This window comes from Pseudomonas sp. 2(2015), from assembly GCF_000955865.1.
Taxonomy (GTDB): domain Bacteria; phylum Pseudomonadota; class Gammaproteobacteria; order Pseudomonadales; family Pseudomonadaceae; genus Aquipseudomonas.
The window spans coordinates 1-1,700 of sequence record NZ_JYOF01000033.1; the positions used below are offsets into that span (position 1 = coordinate 1).

The 1,700-nt window shown below is 61.4% G+C and carries 2 pseudogenes; one reads left to right on the plus strand and one right to left on the minus strand.

From position 1 onward, the window contains the following. Window positions 1-866: pseudogene (locus tag UB48_RS26595) on the minus strand (serine dehydratase beta chain); the annotation flags it as partial. Window positions 867-1,366: 500 nt separating this feature from the next. Here UB48_RS26595 and UB48_RS28310 point away from each other — a divergent pair. Continuing rightward, a pseudogene (locus UB48_RS28310) lies at window positions 1,367-1,700 on the plus strand (glycine betaine ABC transporter substrate-binding protein); the annotation flags it as partial.

Consider the following 1,700-nt stretch of genomic DNA (forward strand, 5'->3'; position numbering starts at 1 on the left):
GACCATGCGCCCGCCGGCGGCATTCTCTTCGTTGACCGCCAGGGCATAAAGGTTGACCCATTCCATGGCGCTCAGGGTCGAGCCGATGACATTGGGCTTGTTCAGTTCCTGCAGGCTGGCAGGCTGCGGTGCAGCTTGGCTGCGCGACGTTTGACATTGAGCCCGCCAGGCAGGATGCCTTCGTATTTGAGGCCGTTTTCGACACAGGCCTGCATGGCGTGCCACAACTTCAGCAGCCCGGCACGAATTTCTGCTTCACTGCGCCAGACCTTTTCGTTTTCCATCATCAATTGCGACACGCGCAGGTCGTTTTGCTTGCACAGTTCGAGCAACTCCACGGCACTGTCGAAATCGTAGGGCAGCACCGTGTTGTCGGCGTCCAGCACGCCGCTGGCAGCCTGTGCCGCATCAACGACAAAGCCGCCGCCCACCGAGTAATAGGTGTCGCGGTGCAGCTCGCCTGCGGCGCCTTCAGCGATGAGGGTCATGGCGTTGGGGTGGTACGGCAGGTTCTCGTCGAGCAGCAGCATGTCGCGGGCCCAGACGAAGCCGACGTGCAGCCGGCCATCGAGCAGCAAGGTGTCTGTTTCGCGCAGGGCATTGATGCGCGGACCGATTTGCGCGGGGTCGATGGCGTCCGGCCATTCGCCCATCAGGCCCATGATCACTGCGTTGTCGCTGCCGTGGCCGATACCGGTGGCCGACAGCGAGCCGTACAGGCGCACTTCGACGCGCCGCACCTGCTCAAGCTCGCCGCGCTCGCGCAGGCCCTGGACGAACATTGCTGCGGCGCGCATGGGCCCGACGGTATGGGAGCTGGATGGGCCAACGCCGATCTTGAACAGGTCGAACACACTGATGGCCATGCCATTTACCTCCTGAATGTACAGCCCCGCAGCCCAAGCCACGGGCGCCGCAACTGCTACGCTGAATAGGCGGCAATCCGCCGATTCCGCGCATCATCAGGCTTTTGCCAGGACCTCTGACGTCTGCAACCGACGCGTTCTTGCCCAGCAACGCCGCCAGCTGTCAGCCGCGCTTGTGCGCCGTTTTTTTGCGGTGCACAAGTGCCGAAACTGCGTTTACAGGGCCGGATAAATCTGTAAACGACCTCATCGACACTGGATGCGACCCTGTCTGTACTGGATACGACGCACCCTGTAGGCGTTTGATTTTCGCTGTTAGATGATCGGTATCGACTCGATTGCACGGCAGCCGTCCCGCTATCGCCCGATAGTCAGGCCCGACCGAATGCAAACCATAAAGCACGGCGGTCCCGTGGGACATCCGAGAAAAAAACCCAGGAGTCCATCGAATGAAAGGTTCACCCTCGCTATTGCTGGCCGCAGTGCTGAGTCTGCCGGTGCTGGCCCAGGCCGCAGAGCCCGCGCAGTGCCAGACCGTCAACTTCTCCGATGTCGGCTGGACCGACATCACCGTGACCACCGCGGTCACCAGCGTCGTGCTCCAGTCGCTGGGCTACAAGACCAAGACCACGATGATCTCGGTACCGGTGACCTACAAGTCGCTGGCCGATGGCAAGAACATGGACGTGTTCCTCGGCAACTGGATGCCGACCATGGAAAACGACATCAAGCAGTACCGCGATGCCGGTACCGTGGAAACCGTACGGGCCAACCTCGAAAACGCCAAGTACACCCTGGCCGTACCCCAGGCGCTGTACGACAAGGGCCTGAAAA